At 33.0% G+C, this 25,757-nt stretch carries 20 protein-coding genes; 12 read left to right on the top strand and 8 right to left on the bottom strand.

Annotation, left to right across the window (positions count from 1 at the left end; genetic code table 11):
- Nucleotide 1 precedes the first annotated feature (1 nt).
- From LNQ34_RS01950 to LNQ34_RS01930, 5 genes are all read right to left on the bottom strand, one after another.
- Entirely contained in the window at nt 2-2,200 is a 2,199-nt protein-coding gene (locus LNQ34_RS01950) for a lantibiotic dehydratase family protein (protein WP_229998504.1), read from the bottom strand.
- Nucleotides 2,197-3,930, bottom strand: a complete 1,734-nt coding sequence (locus LNQ34_RS01945; RefSeq protein WP_229998503.1) for a S8 family serine peptidase — start codon at nt 3,928-3,930, stop codon at nt 2,197-2,199. The genes LNQ34_RS01950 and LNQ34_RS01945 overlap by 4 nt, the downstream gene beginning before the upstream one ends.
- Nucleotides 3,927-5,603 carry a S8 family serine peptidase gene (locus LNQ34_RS01940; protein ID WP_229998502.1) on the bottom strand — a complete coding sequence of 559 codons (1,677 nt, stop codon included), beginning with the start codon at nt 5,601-5,603 and terminating at the stop codon, nt 3,927-3,929. The genes LNQ34_RS01945 and LNQ34_RS01940 overlap by 4 nt, the downstream gene beginning before the upstream one ends.
- Nucleotides 5,604-5,614: 11 nt before the next feature.
- A complete protein-coding gene (locus tag LNQ34_RS01935; protein WP_202702571.1) occupies nt 5,615-5,776 on the bottom strand; it encodes a hypothetical protein in 162 nt (53 codons plus the stop codon).
- Between the two features lie 105 nt (nt 5,777-5,881).
- Nucleotides 5,882-7,801: a helix-turn-helix domain-containing protein gene (locus LNQ34_RS01930; RefSeq protein WP_229998501.1), complete on the bottom strand. Its 1,920-nt coding sequence runs from the start codon at nt 7,799-7,801 to the stop codon at nt 5,882-5,884.
- Nucleotides 7,802-8,001: 200 nt separating this feature from the next.
- Between LNQ34_RS01930 and LNQ34_RS01925 the strand changes: the two genes are divergently transcribed.
- The 8 genes from LNQ34_RS01925 (at nt 8,002) to LNQ34_RS01890 (ending at nt 16,245) form a co-directional block, all read left to right on the top strand.
- A complete protein-coding gene (locus LNQ34_RS01925) occupies nt 8,002-8,136 on the top strand; it encodes a class IIb bacteriocin, lactobin A/cerein 7B family (RefSeq protein ID WP_229998500.1) in 135 nt (44 codons plus the stop codon).
- A 965-nt stretch (nt 8,137-9,101) separates the two neighbouring features.
- Nucleotides 9,102-9,731, top strand: a complete 630-nt coding sequence (locus LNQ34_RS01920) for an ATP-binding cassette domain-containing protein (RefSeq protein ID WP_229998499.1) — start codon at nt 9,102-9,104, stop codon at nt 9,729-9,731.
- A 1,222-nt stretch (nt 9,732-10,953) separates the two neighbouring features.
- On the top strand, nt 10,954-11,124 hold the full coding sequence (locus LNQ34_RS01915) for a class IIb bacteriocin, lactobin A/cerein 7B family (protein WP_229998498.1): 171 nt from the start codon (nt 10,954-10,956) through the stop codon (nt 11,122-11,124).
- Nucleotides 11,125-11,142: 18 nt separating this feature from the next.
- A complete protein-coding gene (locus tag LNQ34_RS01910) occupies nt 11,143-11,280 on the top strand; it encodes a class IIb bacteriocin, lactobin A/cerein 7B family (RefSeq protein WP_173966434.1) in 138 nt (45 codons plus the stop codon).
- Between the two features lie 253 nt (nt 11,281-11,533).
- Entirely contained in the window at nt 11,534-12,001 is a 468-nt protein-coding gene (locus LNQ34_RS01905; RefSeq protein WP_229998497.1) for a CPBP family intramembrane glutamic endopeptidase, read from the top strand.
- Nucleotides 12,002-12,383: 382 nt separating this feature from the next.
- Nucleotides 12,384-12,530, top strand: coding sequence for a hypothetical protein (locus LNQ34_RS01900; protein ID WP_229998496.1), 147 nt, complete (start codon nt 12,384-12,386; stop codon nt 12,528-12,530).
- Between the two features lie 420 nt (nt 12,531-12,950).
- On the top strand, nt 12,951-14,093 hold the full coding sequence (locus LNQ34_RS01895; protein ID WP_229998495.1) for an HlyD family secretion protein: 1,143 nt from the start codon (nt 12,951-12,953) through the stop codon (nt 14,091-14,093).
- A 1-nt stretch (nt 14,094) separates the two neighbouring features.
- Nucleotides 14,095-16,245, top strand: a complete 2,151-nt coding sequence (locus LNQ34_RS01890; protein ID WP_229998494.1) for a peptidase domain-containing ABC transporter — start codon at nt 14,095-14,097, stop codon at nt 16,243-16,245.
- 173 nt (nt 16,246-16,418) lie between these two features.
- On the opposite strand, the gene rhuM is transcribed toward LNQ34_RS01890, so the two are convergent.
- Complete coding sequence (gene rhuM / locus LNQ34_RS01885; RefSeq protein WP_229998493.1) at nt 16,419-17,402, bottom strand: RhuM family protein; 984 nt, start codon at nt 17,400-17,402, stop codon at nt 16,419-16,421.
- Between the two features lie 641 nt (nt 17,403-18,043).
- Between rhuM and LNQ34_RS01880 the strand changes: the two genes are divergently transcribed.
- Nucleotides 18,044-19,498 (top strand): glycosyltransferase family 2 protein, encoded by a 1,455-nt coding sequence (locus tag LNQ34_RS01880; RefSeq protein WP_229998492.1) that lies wholly within the window; start codon nt 18,044-18,046, stop codon nt 19,496-19,498.
- Nucleotides 19,499-20,479: 981 nt separating this feature from the next.
- Here the strand turns inward: LNQ34_RS01880 and LNQ34_RS01875 are convergent.
- Together LNQ34_RS01875 and LNQ34_RS01870 are read right to left on the bottom strand one after the other, a co-directional pair.
- On the bottom strand, nt 20,480-21,514 hold the full coding sequence (locus LNQ34_RS01875; protein WP_202702399.1) for a hypothetical protein: 1,035 nt from the start codon (nt 21,512-21,514) through the stop codon (nt 20,480-20,482).
- Nucleotides 21,505-22,746 (bottom strand): hypothetical protein, encoded by a 1,242-nt coding sequence (locus tag LNQ34_RS01870; protein WP_229998491.1) that lies wholly within the window; start codon nt 22,744-22,746, stop codon nt 21,505-21,507. Before LNQ34_RS01870 ends, LNQ34_RS01875 begins: the two co-directional genes overlap by 10 nt.
- Before the next feature lie 612 nt (nt 22,747-23,358).
- On the opposite strand from LNQ34_RS01870, the gene LNQ34_RS01865 reads away from it, so the two are divergent.
- The 3 genes from LNQ34_RS01865 to LNQ34_RS01855 are packed head-to-tail and all read left to right on the top strand — an operon-like array spanning nt 23,359 to nt 25,481.
- Nucleotides 23,359-23,955 carry a TetR/AcrR family transcriptional regulator gene (locus tag LNQ34_RS01865; RefSeq protein ID WP_202702401.1) on the top strand — a complete coding sequence of 199 codons (597 nt, stop codon included), beginning with the start codon at nt 23,359-23,361 and terminating at the stop codon, nt 23,953-23,955.
- Between the two features lie 6 nt (nt 23,956-23,961).
- Nucleotides 23,962-24,189 (top strand): hypothetical protein, encoded by a 228-nt coding sequence (locus tag LNQ34_RS01860; protein WP_202702402.1) that lies wholly within the window; start codon nt 23,962-23,964, stop codon nt 24,187-24,189.
- 20 nt (nt 24,190-24,209) lie between these two features.
- On the top strand, nt 24,210-25,481 hold the full coding sequence (locus tag LNQ34_RS01855; RefSeq protein WP_202702403.1) for an MFS transporter: 1,272 nt from the start codon (nt 24,210-24,212) through the stop codon (nt 25,479-25,481).
- Nucleotides 25,482-25,757: the final 276 nt, after the last annotated feature.

The following is a 25,757-nucleotide window of genomic DNA, read 5'->3' as shown; positions in this document are numbered from 1 at the left end:
TTTATTCTTTGTAAAATGATAGTATAAATTGATTGCAATAACCAGCTGTATTTTGATTTTGTACGACAGATTTTTTCGTAAACAGGAATTCTTCCAAAGTGATTTTGTCTTTATTTTTGACTGAATTTAAAAATAGTTCAACTCCTATTTGGGTTTCAAAATCAAACAAAAGTGTATGGTCATGATTAGCCCAATTGACATAACGGGGAATATTCCTTTGGGAACGCCATTTTAAAAAACCTTCCAAAAGCTGTTTATCGTTCATTTTTGAAAAACGCATAATTTCTTCTTTTACTACAATCCACTTGGCTTTTGATAAAATGATATCGCGATACAGTACTCTTGGAAAATAGATGTAATGATTTCTTAAGACTCCCCAATCAAAAGAATAAATCGGTTTGGTATGCTGAGACTGTAAATCACATAAAAAATGATAAAGTGGCAGCGAATTTTTAGAAAAATTATGAGCGTTTGACAAACAGGGAATGATCTTTTTCTGGTGCTTTTTAGAAAACAGAATTATGGTATCATTTTCTATAGAAATCCACAGATCATTTAAAGGAATGGTATCATTTTCGGGCACTCCGGATTTTGCTAAATAGCTGATTTCATGTTTTCGTAAAACAGGCCTGCGTAAAATATTTCCCGTTCTGGATTCAGGAACATGTACCACCTCTGCCATTATCCGATTGGCATGAAAAACCTCTTCTTTTTCTATGATTTCCCTGGTTAGTTTATGGATGGATGCATTACCGTTGCAGAATCGTCCTAATAGTTTGGCTGCGCTTACATTTCCGGAAGATTCAATTACAATTTTTTCCTCATTTAAAACTTCAAATAGTACAGAAAATGTGGCCGGAGCGTTACTAAAATCAGTATTGAAGTTGGGAAAATCTTTCTCCGTTAATGAAATTTCTGTCCCTCCTTTTATCAGGCACTCTTGTATCTTTTTCTGAAGAATATAATCATAAGATGTCCAAAGTTCGTTTTGGTTCTCCGTTTCTTTAGACTTAAGAGAAAGAAACTCTAAAACCTCATGACTGTCATTCATTTCTTGATTCTGCAGATAACCAATTCCAATTTCGGTATCCAAAACGGTTGTCAATGGCATTACTCTGCTTTCGTATCTTTGAGTAAATGCTTTTTTGAAACTTTCCTGATTCTGAAACTTCTCTTTCATTTGAATACCATTCAAAAACTCAACGGCCCTTAATACTTTTTGGGAAACATTTTTGTTTAAAGTATTTACTGAGGTACTTGAATTTAGATCGGTTTGAAAAAGATACTTTTCATCAAAGTCAATTTCAAAACGTTTTATATTGTTTTTAATTTTCTGATAGGTCTTTTCAGTAGGAACAATTTTTTTATCTAAGGAAAGAAGCTCTTCCAGAATTTTTTCTAACATTTGATATTCGTTCTCCAGAGCCGGAATTTTTTTCAAAACATCTAAAATCCTTTCCCCGTTGTCAATTCCTGTAACAACAGCATCCAATTCACTTACCAAAAACTGAAAATCAATAAGTTTTAAAACATATTCATGAGCTTCTTGTTTTTCATCTTCGTCATCCGATAAAAACGTGACCATTTCTTCAACAGTCATCCCTTGTTGTATGGAGTCAAGCAGTTCTGTTAGTAGGGTAGCTACCCGTAAGGCCGAAATACTGTGTTCCCGCTTTGTCTCTATACTTTTGTATTCGATGTAACGATAAAAATCTCCAATTTTGTAAATACTATTGTTAGGGTAATATTTCAAATGTGGAATTACGTCTTTTTTTTGGGAAATTTCCTGAAGCAGCATTACCCAGAATTGCATATCAAATTGAGTAAAACGTTCAAACCTGTCTGTATCTTCCAGAATAATTTTCGTTTCAGCAGCTGTTCTCCCCACGGAACAGCCCGAAAAAAGCCCAAAAGGAGTACACCTGGAGGACATTCTGGCCAAATATTTTAAGAATGTTAGTTCTAACTTTTTAGCCTTTTCAACAGACAGGTTTGAATCGGTTTTCATCCATTTATCCAATTCTTTTGTCAAATCCGGAGAAGCTAAATGAATAGCTTCCCGAATGAGTGGATTTTGATATTGTAGTTTTGCTTTTTCAGCCGAATAATGTTCCACTGTGCTGAGGTATAAAGACAATGGAAATAAGGGAGTTCTTAATACATAAGCATCAAAGGATGCTATCTTGAAATTCGATGTCATTTTTTCTTTTTGCTGACTTTTTCAGCAAGTTTCATAGCATTGTAAACATTTAAAACCTTACCTGATTTCGACAATTCTGAAAAAGGAACTTTTTTGTCTTCTGTACCAGGAACAATAACTTCGATATCATAAGCTGTTCCCGAATCTAGTATGATTTGTTTTACCTCAGCAGCAGTAAGTTTAGGATAATAGGACCAAATAAGAGCTGCAGTTCCTGAAATCATGGGAGCAGCTATAGAAGTCCCTGAATCAGATTCATAATTATTATTCTTAGCAGTAGTGTAAATTTCTTCTCCAGGCGCAAATAAATCTACATTTAATTTACCATAATTTGAAATGGAAGATACGAATGTGCTATCTAATCGTGAAGATATTGAACCAACATTTATAAAATTATTGCAAATTTCAGAAGTTTCTTCAAAATTACTGTCACTTGGGTAATATGGATTTTTATCTGTATCAAAAGAATTATTCCCTGAACTATGGACCAGTAACACATTACGTTTTTCAGCGTATTTAAAAGCATCTGAAACCCAGTTTTGATGGATAGAGAATTCTTTTCCGAATGACATATTGATTACTTTTGCTCCATTATCGACTGCATAATAAATAGCCATAGCAATGTCTTTGTCATGTTCATCTCCTGAAAAAGAAATAGCAAGAGGCATAATTTTGATATTTTGAGAAAAACCTTTTACGCCTTTATGATTATCTCTATTGGCAGCTATGATTCCTGATATTTTAGTAGAATGCCCTTGGATATTCTTAAAGCCATTTTTAAGAATACTAATACGACCGGAGCCATATCCTTTTTCAAGTACATTAGGATTATCTCCTATTAATAATCTTTCATTATAGTCTAAGTTTAAATTTTTATTTGTAACTGAATCAACTTCCCTTTCCGTTTCCTTCATCTTTTCAAGGGTTTCTTCACCATATTCAAATCTAGTTTTCATAAAACCGATCATTGCACCTAAATCCCGATCATTATCTTCTCTTCTTTGTCTAAAGGTTTTGTCATTTATTTTATGTATCTTATATAAACTGTCTAGTTGCTTATAGCTATAATCTTCATTTGGGAAATAGTGTTTTAAGCTATCTTTTACAATCGGAAACATGTTTACGCTATACTTTGAAGCTTGTAACCAATTTTGATAGTCAGATTTTTCTCCTTCATAGATTTTTAAAGCTCTAAGATATTCTCTGTATTTTGGCAAATCATCAGATTTAATTTGATCCAAGGTTTTATTTTTGAATAAATTTCCCCATTCTCTAATCAGTCTGACATATTCAAAATTTCCCCAAACAATATAATCCCCATTTTTATTTGAGGTAAAATTCCAGCCGTTTACATCATCAATGTATCCATTATGGTCGTCATCTATTCCATTATCTGGAATTTCTTTTGCATTAAACCAAATTTTATCTTTTAAATCCTCATGATTTTTATCAATCTGTGTATCAATTACAGCAACGATAATTGTATTTTTAGGATTCTTCTTATTTTGATTGTACCATTTATCTAGTGAAATTCCGGGAACTCCATCTAAAGCATAATCTTTTTGATACCAGTTTTTAAGTTCTGAAGATGTTAATTCTGTTCTAATAGAATTAATTGTAGAAGCACTTAAATTTTGTTTGCTTTTACAGCCAATTAAAAATAATAGTAAACCCAAAAAAAGGTATACTTTTACTAATGTTCCCTCACTAGCAATTTGCTTTTTCTTCATTTTTTGTTTTTACTGATTTTTTCAGCAAGTTTCATAGCATTGTAAACATTTAAAACCTTACCTGATTTAGACAATTGTGAAAAAGGAAGTTTTTTGTCTTCTGTACCAGGAACAATAACTTCGATATCATAAGCCGTTCCCGAATCTAGTATAATTTGTTTTACCTCAGCAGCAGTAAGTTTAGGATAATAGGACCACATAAGTGCTGCTGTTCCTGAAACCATTGGAGCTGCTAATGAAGTCCCTGAATCAAATTTATAGGTATTGCCAGCTGCAGTGGTGTAAATTTCGTTTCCGGGAGCAAAGAGATCAACATTATACTTACCGTAATTAGAAAAAACAGAAACAAAATTCTCATTTAACTTATTTGTTGTGGAGCCTACATTAATGAAGTTATGACAAATTTCAGGCGTGCCATCAAAATTAACATCACTAGGATAAGCAGGATTTTTATCAACATCAGAAGCGTCATTTCCGGCAATATGTACCAGTAAAACATTATGTTTTTCAGCATATTTAAAAGCTTCAGTGACCCATTTTTGCCTTAACGAAAATTCTTTTATAAAAGACATATTTATCACTTTTGCACCATTGTCAACAGCATAATAGATAGCCATTGCAATATCTTTATCGTGTTCATCTCCCGAATAAGAAATAGTAAGTGGCATAATTTTTACATTTTCTGCAATCCCTTTAATTCCCAGATTGTTGTTTCTGTCAGCGGCAATAATCCCTGAAACTTTTGTATTATGATCCTGAAAAGATCTGTGTCCTGCTTTAGAAATGCTTATATACTTGCTACCATAGCCTTTATCTAATATGTTTGGATTGTCTCCAATAAACTTTCTTTCATCAAAATTGATATTCAGATTTTTATTAACAATGGAATCGGTTTGTATTTTACTCTCGATAACCTCGGATAATGTAGTTTCATATGACTCCAGTCTAAACATCAGAAAACCAATCATTGCTCCCAGATCTCGGTCATCATTTTCTCTTCGCTGGCGAAAGGTTTTATCATTTATTTTATAAATCTTGTACAAACTGTCCAGTTGTTCAAAAGTATAATCCTCTTTTGGAAAATAGTGTTTCAAGCTGTCTTTCGCAACGGGAAAAATTTTAGTACTATATTCTAAAGATTTTAATCTATTTTGATAATAACTCAATTCTTCTTCCAACTTTTTTTTCGCCCGAAAATATTCTTTATAATCAGATAAGTCACTTTTTGAAATGCTGTTTTCTGTCTTATTTTCGAACTTGTTTTTAAATTCTCTTATTAACCTGATATATTCAAAATTTCCCCAAACAACATAACTGTCTTTTTTTGCAGCAAAATTCCACCCCTGCGTATCGTCTACGTATCCATTATGGTCGTCGTCAAGGTTATTGTCGGGTATTTCTTTTGTATTTGTCCAAATTTTTTCTTTCAAATCCTCATGATTCTTGTCAATCTGTGTATCAATTACAGCAACGATAACTGTATTTTTAGGTTTCTTTTTATTTTGAATGTACCATTTATCTAGCGAAATTCCAGGTACAGTATCTATTTTATAATCTTTGGTGTACCAAGTTTCTTTCGAATCTTTTGGTTTTTTCGAATTGATCGTAATTTTTGAAGGTTTACATCCAGATAATATAAGAAAAAGAGAACAGATGATATATATATATTTCATTATGAGTTTGGTTAATCTTGCTTTTTTTTAGGATCGCAACGACGACTAGTTCCTGTACCTGTATCTGGATCGTCACCCCCGCCAATAATCAAATACATATTCTTTAATTTTGCAAATTCCATTTTTTCTAAATCGAATTTTTTACTATCTTTTTTAGTTGTCTCAATTTTCATTTTTGCTCTTTTTAATAGTTGTACTGCAAATATAAATTTTGTCAGAAAAGATAATGTCTAATACAAAAAACTATTTATCGAAATTCAGGAATTTCGATATTAAATCTACTGATTAATATTGATTAATAAGTGGTTGTGTTTTTTTCTTAATTCTTCTAATTGTTTGATAAAGTAAACCGGTTTGATGCCGGTTTTTTTATAAAACGCAGTTGAAAATGATTCCGCATTATTAAAACCGAACTCAATAGCTAATGCCTGAATGGTGTATTTCTGTAATTTAGGATCTTCTTTTAAAGATTCTAAAGCATGTTCGATTCTTAGATCATTAATATATTGTATAAAAGTTTTTTCCTTATAGGTATTGACTACTTTAGATACGTATTTACTATTCGTTTCAAAAGTATCAGATAAGGACTGAACGGTAATGTTTGATAATAAGTATCCTTTGGTTAGTTCAAAGTGAGTTAGCTTTTTTAATATCTGTTCAACTAGTTCTTCATTGATGCCAATATTTTCGACTCCGGATTTAGCTGTATTGATTTCTTTTTTATTCATTTCAACGGTTTGTATCTCATTATCAGTTGATTTGGCCATTATTTTTTCAAATTGAGAGGACTGTCTCTTTTTGATACGATATTGATAGGCTCCAAAACTTATTGCGATAATTACCAATAGAAATAATAAACCAATACTCCAATACGATTTGGTCTGATCGTTGGTAAGTGATCGTATCAGGTTCTCTTTTTCTAAAATTAAATTGGGAGTATCGTATTCTTTTTGCAGTTTTTTAGTGAGTTCTTTATAATTGGTTTGTAGAACACTGTCAATATGCATGTATTGTGTAAGGTACTTTAATTGATTTTCTTTATCTTTTTTGTTTTTAAAGTAAGAAATCAAATAAAGATACCCACTTGTAAACTCTGGCGTAATTTTTTTTGTTTTGTCATAAATGGAATCTACTTTTACAAAATTTTCAACGGCCAGCTCCTTTTTTCCTAACCCATCATAGGCCTTACCTAAATAATAATAAGCCGCTAAAGTGTTTCCTGTGTCTTTATCGTAAATTACTTGTGGTAAAGCTTTATTGATACTGTCTATAGCTGTTTTGTATATTTTCTTTTCTACAAAATTAGCTCCTTCATTTAACACAAAAAGGGCATTATACCCATAATCTTTGGTGAGTTTTGATTCCCGATATCCTAATTTATTGTAGTAAGTTGCAGAGTCTGTTTGATGTAGAGCCTTATAAGCATCAGCTAATGCAAATAAAACATCCTGATAGGCGTAGGAATATTTTTGATTTTTCACATCTTTTCCTTTGTAATAACCGAAACACTCTTTGTATAGTTGTAATGCTTCGCTTATTTCACCTAATTCTTCAGATCTTAAAACCGCTATCGAAAATTTTACTTCATAATAAAAGTCGGGATTATTTTTTTTTGCAATACTTTCTGCAATTAGGAAATTATCGATAGCTTCTTTATATTTTGACTGAGACTTTAATACATAGGCTTTGCTGGAATAAGCATAAGCAGGATACTTTGAATCGTTTAAATTTTTGCTGTATGAAATGGAGCTGTCTAAATATTTTATTGCTACTTCGTTAGTTGATATTAATGAAATCAAATAAGCACCTCTTGCTTTTTCAATGGGATTATTTTCGCTTTTTGCTTTGTTATAAAAAGCATTAGCATACTCGAACTGCTTTTTTTTATTTCCTTCGTTATTCCAAAATGTGTCTTTAAGTTCTTTGTAAGAAAGTCCTACTGTGGCTTTTTTAGGATTTTGTGCACATAAGAGAGCAGTAAAGAGTAATAAAAAATTAAGATTGTAGCGCATATAAGGAATCATAACTATTTGATTTCTTACAAAAGTATAGTTTATTGCTAAAAAGCTAAAATGAAACGTAATAAAATTAAATTTATTTAACGTATTGATTTTTAGTAGTTTAAGATTGTTTTTGGGCAGAATTCCTGAATTCAGTATCGGGATTCCTGAATTTCGATAGGCAACGTTTGTAAGCATTAGTATGTTTGCCTAGTTTTGGCAATAAGAAAGTGAGACATTTTTTACAGTAAGACGTCACTGCAAGAATTAGATTATTTTCTTAAATGTAATTGGCCATTACAATACGATGATTCAAGAGTTAATGAATCTAAAAAAAAACTGAATATTGCGGAAAAAATAAACCGCACAATTATTAAACACTTTAAAAACATAAAATAATGAATTTAGAAAATTTAAATTTGGTAGAGCTTAATGCTCAGGAAGTGCAAGAAGTTGAGGGTGGATTTTTACCTTTGGCAATTGTAGTTGCGTGGTATTTATTAGGTCCTTACGGTACTCATAAGGCATATTAAGCTTAATTGTGCCAAGTGTAGAAATACGCTTGGTACATATTTATAATATTCAGATTAAAAAAAAACATATTGCGTACCATTTTACAATATTTACTTCTTGTTCGTTTTAGAAAATTAGTTTCTAAAAATGATACTATTGCCATATTTCTAATAGTTTTTTTTTATTTCATAGCTATATTCTTAGTTTATGAAAATTCTGAATCTTTTCGCAAATACATTCTTTTTTTATTTCTAGATATTATAGTTTATCATTTACAAAGGTCTGATATAGAATTTTTAAAAACTAGAAAAGACTACAAATTACTATTGTTTACAGAGTATTTTATTTACTCGTTACCATTTTATTTTGTTTTATTGTTTAAAAAGGAATTCATCCTTATTATATCGATTCTATTATTTAAAATTGTTTTAATCAGCTTGCCTAAATTCAATTTAAAAATAATCCCTTATCCGTTTCAGACCTTTAATATTTTTTGGCATATTAGTTTCAGAAAATACAGACTTGTTTATCTTTTCCTTATTCTAGTATTTTTAATTTTCGTTGCTGTAAAGTATAAAAATGAAAATCTTATATTCATAAGCTATTTAATTTTATCACTAATAGCATGTATTCCTTCATTTGAGCGGGAAAAAATAAGCGAAATAAAGTTAAATCCTTTTGAAGCTAGAAAGTATTTGCTGAATCAATTTAAAAATTCAGTTATTAACACGATTTACTTATTAATTCCAGTTGTGATAGTATTATGCTTTTTTCTGCAATTTGAGAAAATAGTATTCCTCTTGTTTGTCTTCATTCCTCCTTTGATCAATGTGTTATTAAGATATATCTATTTCAATAATAGTTATTTGCAACAAATTGTCTTTGTATTGTTTATTGCGTTAATTATTTTGTTATACGGAATTCCTTTACTTACTATTCCTTTATGGTATAAAAAAGCTATCAAAACCTTAAACGATTTAAAACTATGTTGATTATAAATATCAATCAAAAAAAGTATAATGATAAGATTGTATTGCAAGATATAAATATCAATATTGATAGCCCGGGAATTTATGGCATTATTGGAAAAAATGGTGAGGGGAAAACCACACTATTTAAATGTTTGGTCGGATTAGAAAAATTTCAGGGAAATTGTACTATTGGTGAAAATAAAGTTTTATTGCAAAATGTAGCTTGGGTTCCTACTGAACCCACAATTTATTCTGAGCTAACAGCAAACGAATTTTATGATTTTTATATTCATTTATTAGATCTAAAAAAAACAAAATCGCATTTACTATTTGAGGTTCCTGAAAATCAATTGATAAAGGAGTTTTCTACAGGTATGAAAAAAAAGACCTATTTAAATGCTGTTTTTCAAAAAGAATTTTTGATTTATATTTTGGATGAGCCTTTTAATGGTCTTGATTTAGAGTCAAATTATTTATTAATGACTTATATTCGAGAACTTTCAAAGACAAAAATTGTTTTTATTTCCTCACATATTCTTGAGATTCTCTATAAAGACTGCAAAAGTATTTTTTTGATCCAAAATACAAAAATAAAAGAATTTAAAAAGGATGAATATTTTAGAATAGAAAAGGAACTTTTTTAAGTAAAGGATTTTGAATTTTAGTTTAAAGTACGTAATCTCAAAAAAATAATTTAAAAAGGTTGGTGATAACATTTCTGCTTATTCAATAGAGAGGAAGAGGCTATCATTTAAAACAACTATTAATCGCTGAAAAGTAAACTTGAAAATATTGATCAAAATGATATTATGAATATTCTAATTTTAATTAATACCAATATTTTTGATTCCAAATTTAACTGCTTTAACTTTTCCTGTATTTATTTCAAAAGTGTCGATTCCATCATACCTTGGTATCCTGATAGGCATAGGAGTATTTTGGAGCTTGCATCTCTTTTCCTTTATAATTAAAATATTTCTGTGTATAGTTTTAAAGCTTCGGTTATTTCACCCAATTCTTCAGATCTTAAAACCGCTATCAAAACTTTATTTTATAATAAAAATCAGGATTATTTCTTTTGGCAATACGTTTAGTAATCAAAAAAATTATGGATAGCTTCTTTATAGTTTGACTGATCTTTTAATACGTGGACTTTGCTGGAATAAGCATAACCAGAATACTTTATATCATTTAGATTTTTAGAATAGTGAATTACACTGTCTAAATAACAAATTGCCTACTCTCCTGTATATAATAAAGAAAGCATATAGGAGCCTCTTGCCTTTTCAATCGGATTGTTTTCGCTTTTGGCTTTGTTTAAATAGATGTTAGCCTATTCTAACGGTCTTTTTTTATTTCCCTGATTATTCGAGAAAGATTCTTTTAGTTCTTTGTAAGAAAGTTTTGCAGGTTTTTTTTAGATTTTGTGCGTATGGAAGGGTAGTAAAGAGTAATAAAATTTTGAGATTGTAGTGCATATAAGAAATCATAACTATTTGGTTTCTTACAAAAGCATAGTTTATTGCTAAAAAGCTGAAATGGAACCCAATAAAACTTAGTGTGATCTCTGTTTTATAATGTGTTGACTTGTAGTGTTTTAATGTTTGTTTTGTAGAGGATTCCTGAATTCAACATCGAAATTCAGGAATTTCGATAGGCAACATTTGTAAGCATTGGTATGTTTGTCTAGTTTTGGCAACAAGAAAGTGAGACATTTTTTACAGTTCGGCGTCACTGCAAGAATTAGATTACTTTCTTAAATGTAATTGGCCATTACTATACCATGATTCAAAAAGTAATGAATCTAAAAAAAAGGATGCGGAAAAATAAGCCGTATAAGTAATTAACACTTTAAAATTAAAAATCATGAATTTAGAGAAATTGAATTTAGTAGAGCTTAATGCTCAAGAAGTACAAGAAATTGATGGCGGTGTTTGGGGGGAAATTGTTGCAGTTGGAATTGCACTTGGTGGAGGTCTTGCTTGGGCTTTCGATAAGGGAGAGGCTTTTGGAAGACATTTAGCTCAAGCATATTAACTTTTAAAACTTAAAATTATGGAAAATTTAAAATTGATTGAATTAAACGAAAAAGAATTAGTAGAAACGGAGGGAGGTTTTGGTCCTCTTTATTATCTGTTTGCCGGAGCCTGGGCAGCTGGAGTTGCATACGGTTATATAACGGAAAAAGCATAATATGAAATTTTTCAAAAGTAATTCGTTTTATATTATGGTTACAATTTTTGCAACCTTATTATTTTTAGTTTATGTCTTTAATAAAGGAGAGATTTTTGGTAGAGCATTAGCCAGATAAATTAGGGGTCAAAAGTAAAATATGATATAATGTCAGTTTTAAAAATTGATTATTATATTTTGTACCATGTAGAAATTCTATTGTAAAATCTAAAGAGGTTGTTTAAAGCAGCCTCTTTATTGAACACAATAACATATGATATTAAAAATAAAAGAAATTATTAAGAGTCTTCAACAATGGCAATTGGTATTAATTGTAGTTCTGATAAACCTTTTGAACAGTTATAGTTTTAGCGTTCTTGCGAAGTTCTTTACTAGCGATTTAAACAAAGGCTTTGATGAAAATTACACTATTAATGAAAAACTGGTTTTATTTGTTATCGTAGGCCCGCTTCTCGAGACTTGTTTGTTCCAGTATGCGGTTATTGAAATTTGCAAAAGCCAAAAAATGGCGCTCCGATATTGTTGCTTAATATCTGCTTTGGTTTTTGCCGCAACGCACCTTTATAATGTTTATTATTTCTTATTTGCTTTTATTACAGGGGTGTTATTAGCTTGTTTGTATGTAACGGGCAGTCGCGTAAGAGACTCTTTCTTATTAACATTAATTGCACACACGATTTATAATGGTATTGTATTTATCATGAAAATTTACTTTCCATAAGATTTGTTTGGGGGTAATTCTATTCCTGAAAAGAAAACATAATTTAAAAGAAATAATATGAAAATTTTTAAAAGAAACTCGTTTTATATTTTAGTCACAATTTATGTCATTCTATTCTTGTTGGCTTATGTGTTTGATCAAGGAGAAATTTTTGGTCGGGCATTAGCTAGATAAAGTTGGGAGTAAATTGTAAAATGTAAGATGTATAATGGGATATCATAACTTTTTTGAAAAGGAGATTTATATTTGGTCGTTTCAGTATAGAATTATTTTGGAAAAATTAATATTACAAAGGAGGAGTACTTCAGAATACAATAAGCAGAATACGTTCTAGAGCTATTTAATAACAGAATTTTTAAGTAAAAGAAAAAAACTAATATTTATGAAAACTAATGTAACAAATGAGACTTTTTTGAATAAAAAAGACAACGAAATAACGTATTTAATTTATGCACTAATATTCTTTCCGGTGGCGCTTTACTTTGTAGGAGCCGTGTGCGGGGAGGCATTGTATTATTTATTAAACTAATCACATTCTGGAAATTATGAATCACGATTTAAAACTATTAAAACGTATTAACATTGTCATTGCAATTGGAACAGCGATCTATTTCATTGGATATCTTACGGGGTATATTTTAAAATAAATTTATAAACCTCCATTCATAACTTTGACCATTATCACTTTGCATTATTGGCAGGTAAGTCAATGTTTAAAATCTAATTTGAATGATAGTAACAAGATAAAACACTCTCAATTTTAGAGTGAAAATTTATCGGGGAGGCTTTTCTGTACCTTAAATTTTTCACGCATTTTTTTATAGAGGTCAAAAGACTTCTCTTTTCTGAAAAAAGGGAAGTGGATTTCTATTGCCTTTTTGAAAATTTACAGCTTACTTTTTTAGACTAATTTTTACAGAATAATCTGTATGTAATACATTGATATCTCATGAACTTCAGTTCAGACCCAATAAATACCCTTGAAAATCTCATTGCTAAAAACAAAACCAAAAGCTTTTCAATCTATCTCATTATTCTTTTGGCGGTTATCGTTTTTTTAATGCTTTTGCCGGTCATTAAAGTTGACATTAGCAGTCAGAGTCGTGGTATTGTTCGCAGTAGAACGGATAATGTACCTGTTGCAACGATGGTTAGTGGAAGGGTGAATTGGATCAATTTAAAGAATAACGCAGTTGTACAAAAAGGAGATACTCTTTTAAAAATTGCCAAAGAAAATCTGGAGAGTGATAAAAGAACTCAGGATACTTTATCAAAATCTGTTTCAGCACTGCTCAGAGATGTTTCAGACCTTTTGCAGAATAAAACAAATCATTTATTGACGACTGCCGCGCGAGAGGATCTATTGAAATTTCAGTCTGGGAAAAATGAACTGCAAAGTAAAATCTCGCAGGCACAAATCAATTATGACCGCAATAAAATTTTATATGATAAAGAAATTATTGCCAAGGCCGATTTTGAAAAACTTGAGTATGAATTACGTTTGTCCAAACAAGCCTTGCAAAGTTTCATAAGCCAGCAAAAATTAACCTGGGAAAATCAAAAGAGAGATTTAGAAGATCGCCTAAAGAACCTCAATGGTGCTGTCGCTAAGATAAATGCAGAATCAAATAATTATGTTGTTTTGGCTCCAGTTTCCGGAACAATCGAAAACTATTCAGGCATTCAAAAAGGCTCTTTTATAAATGCTTCCCAATCTATTGCAGCCATTTCATCGGCAGATCATCTTATTGTCGAATGCAATGTTTCTCCCAATGATATTGGTCTTATTAAGAGAAATCAGAAAGTCAAATTTCAGTTAGATGCCTTCAACTACAACCAATGGGGGTTGCTGGAAGGAAAAGTGATTGATGTTGATCGTAATATCACGCTGCAAAACGATCTGGCTTTTTTTAAGGTGCGATGCGCCTTAAATTCAAGAACCTTACAACTTAAGTCTGGTTACGAGGCCAACATTTCTAAAGGAATGACCTTAACAGCAAGATATATAATTACCCGAAGAAGTTTGTTTGATTTGTTGTTTGACAAAATAGACAATTGGTTAAACCCAAAACAAATAACAAATATTAAGTAAAATGAGTTCAATAAAAATAAAACAACATGATGTTAAAGATTGTGGTGCTGCTTGTCTGTCTTCTATTGGAAGTCATTTCAACGTTAATCTGCCTATAGCGAGAATACGCCAGTTTGCTAATACCGATAAACGAGGCACCAATGTTTTAGGTATCATTGAAGGTGCTGAGAAAATGGGCTTTACGGCTAAAGGCGTCAAAGGCGGTTTCGATGCCTTGGATAAAATTCCGCTTCCGGCAATTGCACATATTGTCATAAAAGAACAGTTACAGCATTATGTGGTAATTTATAAGGTAGAAAAATCTAAAATCACGGTCATGGATCCGGGTTTAGGCAAAATGGAGTACTATACCTTCGAAGAATTTCAGAAAACCTGGTCGGGAGTATTGATTCTTTTTGCACCAAATGATGATTTTAAAACAATAAACGAGAAAACGGCGCCTCTAAAAAGACTCTGGAATTTAATTCAACCCCATAAAACGATCTTACTTCAGGCTCTGGTTGGAGCCATTTTGTTCACCGTTTTGGGACTGGCGATGTCTGTTTACATCCAAAAAATAACGGACTACGTTTTGGTAGATGGCAATAGAAAATTGCTTAATTTATTGAGCCTTTCTATGATAGCAATAATTTTGCTGCAAGCTTATATTGGCTCCAAAAAGAGCGTTTTTGTGATGAAAACGGGACAATTAATCGACGCAAAATTAATTCTGGGGTACTATAAACATTTACTGCATTTGCCACAGCGTTTTTTTGATACCATGCAGATAGGGGAAATTACTTCAAGAATAAGTGATACGGTAAAAATTCGCTCGTTTATAAACGAAGTAGCCATTGAAATGATTGTCAACCTCTTTATTGTTGTTTTTTCATTTGTATTAATGTTTACGTATTATTGGAAACTGGCGTTGGTAATTGTTTTGGTGATTCCGTTCTATGCCGTGATCTATTTTGTTTTAAATAAATTCAACAAAAAAGTGGAACGAACTATCATGGAGAATGCTGCCGAACTGCAAACACAATTGGTCGAAAGTATTACCCATGTCAGGACAGTAAAGGAATTTGGAATCGAAGATTTCTCTAATCTAAAGACGGAAAACAAATTCGTGAAGCTGTTATTTACGACCTACAAATCCGGTTTAAACGGAATCTTTGCAGGAACTTCGACACAATTTTTAGCTTCGGCTTTTACTATAGTTTTAATGTGGATCGGATCGGGTTATGTAATTGACAGAGCCATTACTCCGGGAGAACTTTTCTCTTTTTATGCGCTGATTGGTTATTTCACTTCGCCGGTTGCCTCTTTAATCAATATGAATAAAACAGCACAGAATGCCTTAATTGCAGCAGACCGACTCTTTGAAATTATGGATCTGGAAAGAGAGGAAACAGAAAATAAAATAGAATTGCAGAAGGAGCATTTAGGAGATATCAGGTTTGAAAATGTCTCTTTCAGATATGGATCCCGTCTGGAAGTTTTTAAAAACTTTAATGCGGTTTTCAAAAAGAATCAAACAACAGCCATAGTAGGAGAAAGCGGTAGTGGTAAAACAACTTTAATCTCATTGCTTCAAAATTTGTATCCTATCAAAGAAGGTAAGATTTATATCGGAGAATATGATTCACAGTTTGTTCATTACCAGAGTTTGCGAAAAGTGATAGGAGTTATTCCGCAACAGCTGAATTTATTTTCCGGAAACATTATCGAGAATATTGCTTTAGGGGATTCGTTTCCGAATATTCAAAGAATTTTAGACTTGTCGAAACAACTGGGAATAACTCAATTCGTTGAGAAATTACCTAACGGATTCGAAACGCAAATTGGAGAAAATGGAGCTATGTTGTCGGGTGGTCAAAAACAAAGAATTGCCATTGCCAGAGCTCTTTACAAAAATCCTGAGATTTTGTTGATGGATGAAGCCACAGCATCATTAGATACGGCCTCTGAAAAAATGGTAAAAGAGGTGATTGATAATTTTAAAACTCAGGGAAAAACAATCATTGTTATTGCTCATCGTTTAAGTACAATTGCCAACGCAGATACCATATTGGTTATGAAAAACGGAGCGATCGTCGAATCCGGAAATCATTTTGAATTGTTAAATCAGGAATCGGAATATTATAATCTTTGGAGTAAACAAAATTTGGTTTAGATGGGTTTTTAATTAGAACGATTGATTTTGTGCCATAAAAATTTCTTGTACGTGTAATTGTCCTAGCCCTGATAGAAGCGGTATCCTTTTTCTTGCTTCTTTAGCAAGGAAAAGATATTAGTGGATGGTTTCTAAGTGTTTATTAATCTTTTGTTTAATTTGTTTTGATGCAGTTATTTCTTCAATTTTTTAATATCGGCTTCAATTTCTTTCAGGCTTTGTTCGATTTCTAGTGATTTTCTACTTTCTTTAAATTTTTCAAATTCCTGGGTAGATTTATCCAGAGCCATTTGATGACTAATTTTACCGGCGTGCGACAACAACTCTCTTCCGTTGAGTTGTAAAATACTGTCGAGACGTTCTGCCCAATCTTTCATGTACATGGGGGTTTGCTGTTGAGCCATGGTCTCAGCAAAAGCTAAATATTGCTCTACTAATAAGCCTAGAAGTTTTATTTCATCTTCAGTAAGGTAATTTTTGGCGATGCTAACATCTGTTTTCTGAACTGTTTGATCATTTTTTTTATCAAAAGACTGCATTCCTAATAATGGTAAAGAAGCGTCTACTCTTCGGTAGACTAATTCAGCTGCAGTATTTTGAGAAATTGCCCACAGCAATTTATTTTGCACCATTTTGAAAAATGAAATTGTTTTTTCGTCTTTGGCATCATAATCAATACTTGTGGTATAAATGTCTTTTATTTTTTGGTAGAAGAATTTTTCAGATATTCGAATCTCACGAATGCGTTGTTGCAATTCGTTAAAGTAATTCATGGTATTACCTGATTTAAATCGGTCGTCATTCAATGCGAAACCTTTTACAATGTATTCTTTTAGTCTTTGGGTTGCCCAAATACGAAATTGCGTTCCCTGAAGCGATTTTACTCTGTAACCTACTGAAATTATGACATCAAGATTGTAAAAATTTGGCGCTTTTTGCTGAAATTCGGAATTTCCGAATTTGTGCATACACAAGCTTTCCTGAAGTTCTCCTTCTTCAAAAATATTTTTAATATGTTCGTTAATAGTAGATTTGGCTTTCCCAAATAATTGTGCCATCTGGTCCTGAGTTAACCAAACTGTTTCTTCTTCAAGTCGTACATCGATTTTAATCGTACCTTCCTGATTTTGATATATAAGTATTTCTCCCGTGTTCATATTTATACTATTCTTTCATAAAATTCGTTCCTATATTCTTTACTTCCGGACTGTTGATGCGCTACTGCAAAAAAATAATCTGATGGCTAAAGTATTGAATAAAAAGTTAAGATTAGTAGATAAAATGGTAAAGCATGTCAATAGATGTCTATTTTATGAATGAATTTCGCATTAGTTTTGTTGAGTAAATTCTTGTAAAAAAGTATTCTCTAGCCCTGATAGAAGCGGTATCCTTTTCTCTTGCTCCTTTAGCAAGGAAAAGATACTAGCGGATAGCAGGAAATAGCTCCAGAAAAAGAAATTCCCAAATTCAAAAATCCTTCGACTTTGTTCAGGATTACAATAATAAACACCAGAAAACGTTATTTCTAAACTTCGTCATGCTCCAAGGCCACAAAACCTCAGCTTAAAACCTCCCAAAACCCCAACAAAAACTGTATACTGTATATGAAAACGTGTAATAATTACACACTTGAAAATGACGCGAAACCGCTAATTCATTAGAAATCAGTAAAAGAATAATTATGGCATAACGCTTGCAAAATGGCATTAGTATACAATTCTCTCCATTAATCAAAATGTAGCATCGGAGGGAAAGAATTAAATAAGAGCCATTAGAAAGCAATCAAAAGTAATGTCATATGAAAAGTGAAACCTTAACATCAGAACAGTTTTATACTTCAAATCCAGATCTTAATAACCAACAAGCCTTAAACAGTTCCATTTTTCGTATTAGTAACGCCAATGCAACTTCAAATAAAATAAGCGAACGAACCAAAAGTAAGACGGGGTTGTTTGTATTGATAAGTACATTTATCCTTATGTTTATTGGAGCTTATACTGCTTATCAGCTGCAATCTGACTTTGATCAGTTTCAGTTGGAGCGAATAAATTCAAGCTGGGGATTCCCTTTCCTGATACTGGCAGGGGCATTGTTTGTGTTTCAGGCCGGAGTTTTTCTGTACAATTTATACTTGTATTTTACTTATAAACCAATCGAGTCTGTTTCGGATGAAATGTTACCAACTTGTACTGTGATTGTTCCTGCCTATAACGAAGGGAAATTGGTTTGGGATACTTTAATGAGTTTGGCAGAGAGTGATTTCCCGGAGCAAAAGATGCAAATATTAGCGGTTGATGACGGAAGTAAAGACGATACCTGGTACTGGATGCAGCAGGCAAAAATAAAATTGGGAGATCGTTTGACGATTTTTCAACAACCTGAAAATAGAGGAAAACGTCATGCTTTACACCGTGGATTCGAATTGGGGACAGGAGAGATCTTCGTTACGGTAGACAGTGATTCAATCGTAAAAAAAGATACTTTAAGAAACTTAGTGAGTCCGTTTGTAGTAGATGAAAAATGTGGTGCAGTAGCTGGAAATGTTCATGTACTGAACAACAAAAAAGCAATTTTACCTAAAATGCTGAATGTAAGTTTTGTGATGAGTTTTGAGTTTATGCGTTCTGCCGAAAGTCAGTTAGGGTCTGTGCTTTGTACTCCGGGCGCAGCGGCAGCTTACAGGAAAACCTCGGTTTTTGCTTGTCTGGACGAATGGATCAATCAAACTTTTATGGGACAGCCCTCAGATATTGGTGAAGATCGTGCCATGACCAATATGATTTTGAGACAAGGGCAGCATGTGTTGTTTCAGAGAAATGCTTATGTATTGACCAACGTGCCGGAAGAATATACGGGATTGTACAAAATGTTTATCAGATGGAGCAGAAGTAATGTGCGTGAGAACATCGCAATGGCAAAGTACGTTTTTACTGATTTCAGGAATGAATCTAAATTCGGAGCACGTCTTTTATTTGTGAGTCAATCGATGAAGATGATTATGGCGTATCCGTTTATGTTTTTTATGTTCTTTTTCATCGCGGTACATCCGATATTATTTTTAAGTTCTACACTTTTAGCGATTTTAATCGTATCGAGTTTTCCGGTATTGTTTTACACCAAAAGATATAATTTTGCTGATTCACTTTGGGCTTATTCGTACAGTGTTTTTTATACCTTCAGTTTGTTTTGGATTACACCGTATGCTATCGTTACAGCCAATAAAAAAGGCTGGCTGACCCGCGGATTGGCATAGAAAAAAATATTGTAATTAAAAAAATAGAAATTGATTTGTTTTTTTAGGACTCCTTCTCATCTGAGTGGGAGTTTTTTATTTTTAGAAGAATTAGGAATTGAGATAAAAAATGAATGCGTAAATCTTTGTGTTGCTTTTAACCGCTAAGAACACAAAGGTTTACGCAAAGATCGCCGGAATTAATAATGTATGTAATGATGGTGAAAATCTACTGATCAGTAGGATGGGAGAATAGGGAAACAAATCTGAATGATTCTTGTGTTGCTTTTAACCGCTAAGAACGCAAAGGTTTACGCAAAGATCGCCAGAATTAATAACGTATATAATGATGGTGAAAATCTATTGATCAGTAGGATGGGAGAATAGGGAAACAAATCTGAATGATTCTTGTGTTGCTTTTAACCGCTAAGAGCGCAAAGGTTTACGCAAAGATCGCCAGAATTAATAATGTATGTAATGATGGCGAAAATCTATTGATCAGTAGGATGGGAGAATAGGGAAACAAATCTGAATGATTCTTGTGTTGCTTTTAACCGCAAAGAACGCAACGGTTTACGCAAAGATCGCCAGAATTAATAACGTATATAATGATGGTGAAAATCTATTGATCAGTAGGATGGGAGAATAGGGAAACAAATCTGAATGATTCTTGTGTTGCTTTTAACCGCAAAGAACGCAAAGGTTTACGCAAAGAACGCCGGAATTAGTAACGTATATAATGATGGTGAAAATCTATTGATCAGTAGGGTGGGAGAATAGGGAAACAAATCTGAATGATTCTTGTGTTGCTTTTAACCGCAAAGAACGCAAAGGTTTACGCAAAGAACGCCGGAATTAGTAACATATATAATGATGGTGAAAATCTACTGATCAGTTGGGTGGGAGGATAGGGAAACAATCTGAAAAACAGGTCATGTTTCAATAAAAAAACCTCTAAAGTTTTAAGTTTAGAGGTTTCAAATATTTTAAAAGTGTGAACGATTATTGCTGCTCCGCAATGGTTGCTTTATTAAGCTTTATAACTCTGATTTTCTTGTTGGTATTATCAGATAAATACAAACGATCGTTCAATTGTGCTACACCAACAATACTTCCAAATGGATTTTGTCCCATAATATCAAGAGCATTTATTCTTGGAGTATAGATTCGATCCTTGAATTCTCCTTTTGGATACAGTCGTAAGTAGTTATTACTCCCTATATTTTCGGATGTAATAGTCCAGTCTTTAGAAAAACTTATGGCAATAGGCTCTGCGGCGGCAAAAACTGCTGTTACGGGTTTTATGGGTTCAGTTAAAGAGGCAGCAGCATTAGTTTTAATAGACTCAATGTTGTAATACAAATAACTTTTAGCATCTCTTCCGGCTACTACTAAATTGCCTGCATCTATATCCATAGCATACACTTCATCCCAACCATTTAAAGTGTTTAATTTAGCAATGGGCTTTAGATTCCAATCACTGCTATCGGTAATTTGGGTAGTTTGAAAAACTTTGATTGAAGTTTGTTTTTCTTTTACGAAGATCAAACCATCTTTAACCACAACACCAAAAACGTGCACAAAAGTATTCCACCACTGACCGTTTCCAACGGTATTGATTCCGGCATTTGTAATCTCATCCAGTACAAAAAGTCTGGAATCGACACTCCCGACATAAAGACGGCCGCTATCTACACAAACTGAAGTAAGTTTGGTAAACGGAATCGTAGTCGCTCCTTTTGTATAAGCCGAGATCGTTTTGATGTAAGCCATAGAAACAGCATCAAAAACTTCTAGTACGTCACCATTACAAACGTATAGTTTATTGTTGGCAACCGTAATTCCTTTAGGATCTAAAGTTCCTGTTCCTGCCCCAATTTGAGCCGCTGTGATGGAAGCTTCTTCCGTTGGAAAGTAATAATCGTATTTTGTTGGTTCACTGCCGTTTGAAGAATCATCGCTACAAGCTGTAAAAAGACAGAGTAGGAGGAATAAAAAAGGTATTTTGTTCATGATAGTTTTGTAGGTTATTTCCATTTTCCTTCTCCTTTATATTTTACTAAAAATGGGTTTTTAGGATCAATTTTGAAAACAGGTTTTTTATAAGATTTACTTAGATAGCTCGTTTTTGTATATCCTTTTAATATATCAGGATCTGTAAAAGGAAGGTCATTGAGATAAATTAAATACTTATAAAGATCAGTAAGCATTTCCTGCTGACCTCCACCTTCACCACTGTTGGCTAAATTACTGCTATGGCTGTAGCCCGAATGATGAGAGTATTCATGTGACCAAACCGACATTTCACCTTGCCAATGACCAGTCACATAACCGGATTCCCATTGTGAAGACAAAGCTCCTCCTCCCCAGGCAGAACCACCTCCTACCATGGCCATATTCATAGTTCGGCTGTCGATATAAGTATTATAGGCTTGTTCGATTTGGGCTTTGGTCAGATAATCGTAAACACCATCTTTGTCTTCAGCATTTCCGTGCCAGTTTAAAGCACCATTTACAGTATTTGTTCCTGCCGCTGCTGCTTGTTCTTTTTTATAACGGTCAAAATTCATAAAAGTGTCATAATACAAAGGATGACTTATAGCGTAGGAGTAGTTAATAATCATAGCGATCGCTTCTTTAGCCAAAACAGGATTCATTGGTAAAAATTTGTTAGGATCATCAGCAGGATTATTAAGGTGATATTGGGTGCTGAATTGTACGAGTCGATTTGACTTGATTCTTTTGAACATAGCAAATAAAGGATCGGTTGATTCTATCGAAAATTCGATTGTTCCCGAAGAGAAACCATCAATTTTATCAATGGTAACAGCCTTGCCATTTTCAAGCTGATAGTCATGAGTTCCGTTTACTAATGGAATTTGATGCGCAGAACGGTGAAAAGCAGGGATAGTTGTAAATTCAAAAAGCAAAAATCGCTTGTCATAGTTCGGTAATTTTGCGTACACTTTTACATCTTTAAGTCCAACTGGAGAATAAAGAGAAACTTGTACAGAATCTTTCCCTTTTTGAATGACTTGCATAAGCTGATTCATGCGAAAAAAACGGTCTTTGTTGTCATACATTTTTGAAGAACTTTCACTGTCTTCAAACATGGTCATTGGTCGATTTTCTTTGGGTAAAGTTGTCGCATCAATGGCAGGTAAATAATTTGCTTTGTAGCTGTCACCTTTTGAATCATCATCGCTGCATCCGAATAATATGCCTGCGAAAAAGACAAATGGTAAAAAATAAGAAATGGGTTTTCTCATAGGGTTAGTAGGTTAAATTTGGGGTTATATAAAAAAATAATGTTGTTTAAATAAATTTTTAAGCGTTGTTTTTGAGGCAATTTCGGGCAAAATTAAAAAACTTGTTTGTATTTCATTTGTAGTTTGTAGCTACTGATATCGTTTGTGTAATAATTGGTTGTTTGATTCGTAATCTGCTGCTATCTCAGGATAACATGATCTAAAAAGGGGCTAATATACTCAATAAAAAAGTAATTTGGCTGAAAGAAATTTGGGTTCTACAGTTTAAAAATTGTGCTTTTTTAGAATTTTTGTTTAAAACGAAGATAGGAATGAATTTATCTAAAGACTTTTAAATTGGTGTAAAAGTCTTTAAGTTTTGTGCAGAAAAATGAAGCGTTTGTGATTACTGTCTCGTGCCTTCTACGTCCAAATTCGAATAAATTGACTAGTGCAAAGATGTTTTTGTAGCGAGTTGTTTCCAAAGTTGGTAAAGGGTTGTATACCAATAGAAACTATTTTAAAGGTGATAATAAAGCAGGATTCTAAATTGTTTTCTTTTTTTACAAAAAAAACAATAATAAAAGAATGTTCATTCATTTATTATATTATATTTGTGCTAAAATAATCAGTATGAGAGCAAGAGATGTCGACAAAGAAAAATTAGTAATCGAAATGGCAATTGATCAGATTGTTCAGGAAGGATTTCAGGGTTTTAGTATGAACAAGCTGGCGAAGGCCTGTTCTATTTCTGTTGGCACGCTTTACATCTATTACAAAGACAAAGATGATTTGATTCAAAAAATAGGTGCCATTATCGCGCTGAAGTTTTTTACCAGCACCGTGAAGAACTTTTCGCCTGAAATGTCATTTGAGGAAGGTTTATGGAAACAGTGGGAAAACCGCGCCAACTTTACCATGAAGTATCCCAAGGAAGTTGCATTTTTTGAAATTGTCAAACATTCCCCTCATTCAGAGATCATTCTGGATTCTATTCAGGAGTTTGCAGATTTTAGAAGGATTATGAAAACGTTTATAGACAACGGCTTACGCAATAACGAGCTGATTCCTATGACATTTGAGGCTTTTTGGAGTGTTGCCTATGGGCCTTTGTACACTTTATTGAACTTACATACTGAAGGTAAGAGTATGGGAGGAAAACCCTTTACACTTACTAAGGAAATTATGAAAGAAGCCTTTCAGGCCACTGTAAAAGGACTAAAACCATGAAAAATTATGGAAACAAATTTAAGTACAATACATATTTTTAAAACAAACATTGGCGACAAAGACCCCAATTGTCCCATCCGTCAAAAACTTGACACTCATACAGACATTCAGCAATGGAGCATTGACTGCGAAGATGTTGATTGCGTTCTCAGAGTTGTTTCAGAAACATTACATCCTGAAACTATTATTGATATGGTCACATCCTTTGGCCATGAATGTCAAGAGTTAGACTAAACTAATACATTTTATAAAGAATGAAAAAAAACACTACAGAAAGCCCGGCTTTCTCGACACACCAAAAAATCATTATTGCGATATTAGCACTTTTGCAGTTCACCGTGATACTCGATTTTATGGTTATTTCTCCCTTAGGAGATATTTTAATGAAAACCCTGAACATGACACCGGCAAATTTTGGTTTTACCGTTTCTGCCTACGCCTTTAGTGCAGGAGCTTCAGGATTACTCGCTGCAGGTTTTGCAGATAAGTTTGACCGAAAGAAACTTTTAATTTTCTTTTATATCGGATTTATTATAGGCACCGTTTTCTGCGCACTTTCAACCAGTTATGTAATGCTGCTTTTGGCAAGGATTGTAACTGGACTTTTCGGAGGGGTAATAGGATCTGTTTCCCTGGCGATCGTAACGGATTTGTTCGTGATTCACCAACGCGGACGTGTGATGGGATTTATTCAAATGGCATTTGCTTCCAGTCAGATTTTAGGAATTCCGGTAGGCTTGTATTTTGCCAATCACTGGGGATGGCATTCGGCTTTTATTATGATTGCAGTTCTGGCGGTATTGATTCTTATTGCTATTATCACTCAGATGAAACCGATCACCAAACATTTAGAAGTGCAGTCAGACAAAAGTCCTTTTTTACATTTGTGGCATACCCTGAGCAACAAACAATATCAGGTTGGTTTTATGTCTATCGCTTTTCTCTCGGTTGGAGGTTTTATGTTACAGCCCTTTGGAAGTGCCTTTTTAGTCAACAATATTCACATCAGTCAGCTCGAATTGCCAATGGTCTTTTTCTTTACCGGACTTTCGGTACTTTTCATTATGCCTTTGGTGGGTAAGTTGAGTGATAAAGTAAGTAAGTTTAAACTGTTTGCGGCCGGATCTATACTTTCGGTTATTATGATTATCATTTACACCAATCTTGGTCCGGTACCTCTTTGGGAAATCGTAGTGTTTACGATGATTATGTTTATGGGGATTATGAGTCGAATGATCCCTGCCACAACATTAAATACAGCTATTCCGGGATTGGAAGATCGTGGTGCTTATATGTCGATTTCGTCTTCTTTGCAGCAGATTGCAGGTGGAATTGCCGCGGTTTGTGCCGGGTTTATTGTTCATCAGAAAACAAAAACATCACCTCTCGAAAACTATGATATTTTGGGATATGTAATTGCGGTAATTACACTTTCGACAATATTTTTGATTTGGAGAGTCAATAAATTGGTGGAATCAAAAGATACTGCTGCTCCTAATCCGGTTCCGGAAATGGCAGAAGTTTAATTTTTTAGATTTCAAATGATAAGAAAGCTTGTCTGTTAACGACAAGCTTTTTTGTGTATAACCATTTTAGATTGAATTACAATCGAAAAGCAGTTTCTACCTGATCAATGAAAATTCTGAATCTTAATTCAACGCTGATCTAACGGATTCGCTATCGCGAAGACACTGATCAAAACGGATTTTAAAATTAAAAATCTTTCAAATAAGGAAGAATCCGTTTTCATTCGCGTTTTCACGAAGTACACCCGTTTTATCCGTGTCGAATAAAAGGAAGTA

Origin of the sequence: Flavobacterium lipolyticum (assembly GCF_020905335.1) — a bacterium.
GTDB classification, from domain to species: domain Bacteria; phylum Bacteroidota; class Bacteroidia; order Flavobacteriales; family Flavobacteriaceae; genus Flavobacterium; species Flavobacterium lipolyticum.
The sequence above is the reverse complement of the archived record's forward strand: the minus strand, read 5'-3'. Positions and strand labels throughout refer to the sequence as shown.

Bases quoted from the DNA above. Each gene is read 5' to 3' on its own strand.
- LNQ34_RS01950 (WP_229998504.1), bottom strand. From the start codon at position 2,200: ATGACATCGAATTTCAAGATAGCATCCTTTGATGCTTATGTATTAAGA.
- LNQ34_RS01945 (WP_229998503.1), bottom strand. From the start codon at position 3,930: ATGAAGAAAAAGCAAATTGCTAGTGAGGGAACATTAGTAAAAGTATAC.
- LNQ34_RS01940 (WP_229998502.1), bottom strand. From the start codon at position 5,603: ATGAAATATATATATATCATCTGTTCTCTTTTTCTTATATTATCTGGA.
- LNQ34_RS01935 (WP_202702571.1), bottom strand. From the start codon at position 5,776: ATGAAAATTGAGACAACTAAAAAAGATAGTAAAAAATTCGATTTAGAA.
- LNQ34_RS01930 (WP_229998501.1), bottom strand. From the start codon at position 7,801: ATGCTTACAAACGTTGCCTATCGAAATTCAGGAATCCCGATACTGAAT.
- LNQ34_RS01925 (WP_229998500.1), top strand. From the start codon at position 8,002: ATGAATTTAGAAAATTTAAATTTGGTAGAGCTTAATGCTCAGGAAGTG.
- LNQ34_RS01920 (WP_229998499.1), top strand. From the start codon at position 9,102: ATGTTGATTATAAATATCAATCAAAAAAAGTATAATGATAAGATTGTA.
- LNQ34_RS01915 (WP_229998498.1), top strand. From the start codon at position 10,954: ATGAATTTAGAGAAATTGAATTTAGTAGAGCTTAATGCTCAAGAAGTA.
- LNQ34_RS01910 (WP_173966434.1), top strand. From the start codon at position 11,143: ATGGAAAATTTAAAATTGATTGAATTAAACGAAAAAGAATTAGTAGAA.
- LNQ34_RS01905 (WP_229998497.1), top strand. From the start codon at position 11,534: ATGATATTAAAAATAAAAGAAATTATTAAGAGTCTTCAACAATGGCAA.
- LNQ34_RS01900 (WP_229998496.1), top strand. From the start codon at position 12,384: ATGAAAACTAATGTAACAAATGAGACTTTTTTGAATAAAAAAGACAAC.
- LNQ34_RS01895 (WP_229998495.1), top strand. From the start codon at position 12,951: ATGAACTTCAGTTCAGACCCAATAAATACCCTTGAAAATCTCATTGCT.
- LNQ34_RS01890 (WP_229998494.1), top strand. From the start codon at position 14,095: ATGAGTTCAATAAAAATAAAACAACATGATGTTAAAGATTGTGGTGCT.
- rhuM (WP_229998493.1), bottom strand. From the start codon at position 17,402: ATGAACACGGGAGAAATACTTATATATCAAAATCAGGAAGGTACGATT.
- LNQ34_RS01880 (WP_229998492.1), top strand. From the start codon at position 18,044: ATGAAAAGTGAAACCTTAACATCAGAACAGTTTTATACTTCAAATCCA.
- LNQ34_RS01875 (WP_202702399.1), bottom strand. From the start codon at position 21,514: ATGGAAATAACCTACAAAACTATCATGAACAAAATACCTTTTTTATTC.
- LNQ34_RS01870 (WP_229998491.1), bottom strand. From the start codon at position 22,746: ATGAGAAAACCCATTTCTTATTTTTTACCATTTGTCTTTTTCGCAGGC.
- LNQ34_RS01865 (WP_202702401.1), top strand. From the start codon at position 23,359: ATGAGAGCAAGAGATGTCGACAAAGAAAAATTAGTAATCGAAATGGCA.
- LNQ34_RS01860 (WP_202702402.1), top strand. From the start codon at position 23,962: ATGGAAACAAATTTAAGTACAATACATATTTTTAAAACAAACATTGGC.
- LNQ34_RS01855 (WP_202702403.1), top strand. From the start codon at position 24,210: ATGAAAAAAAACACTACAGAAAGCCCGGCTTTCTCGACACACCAAAAA.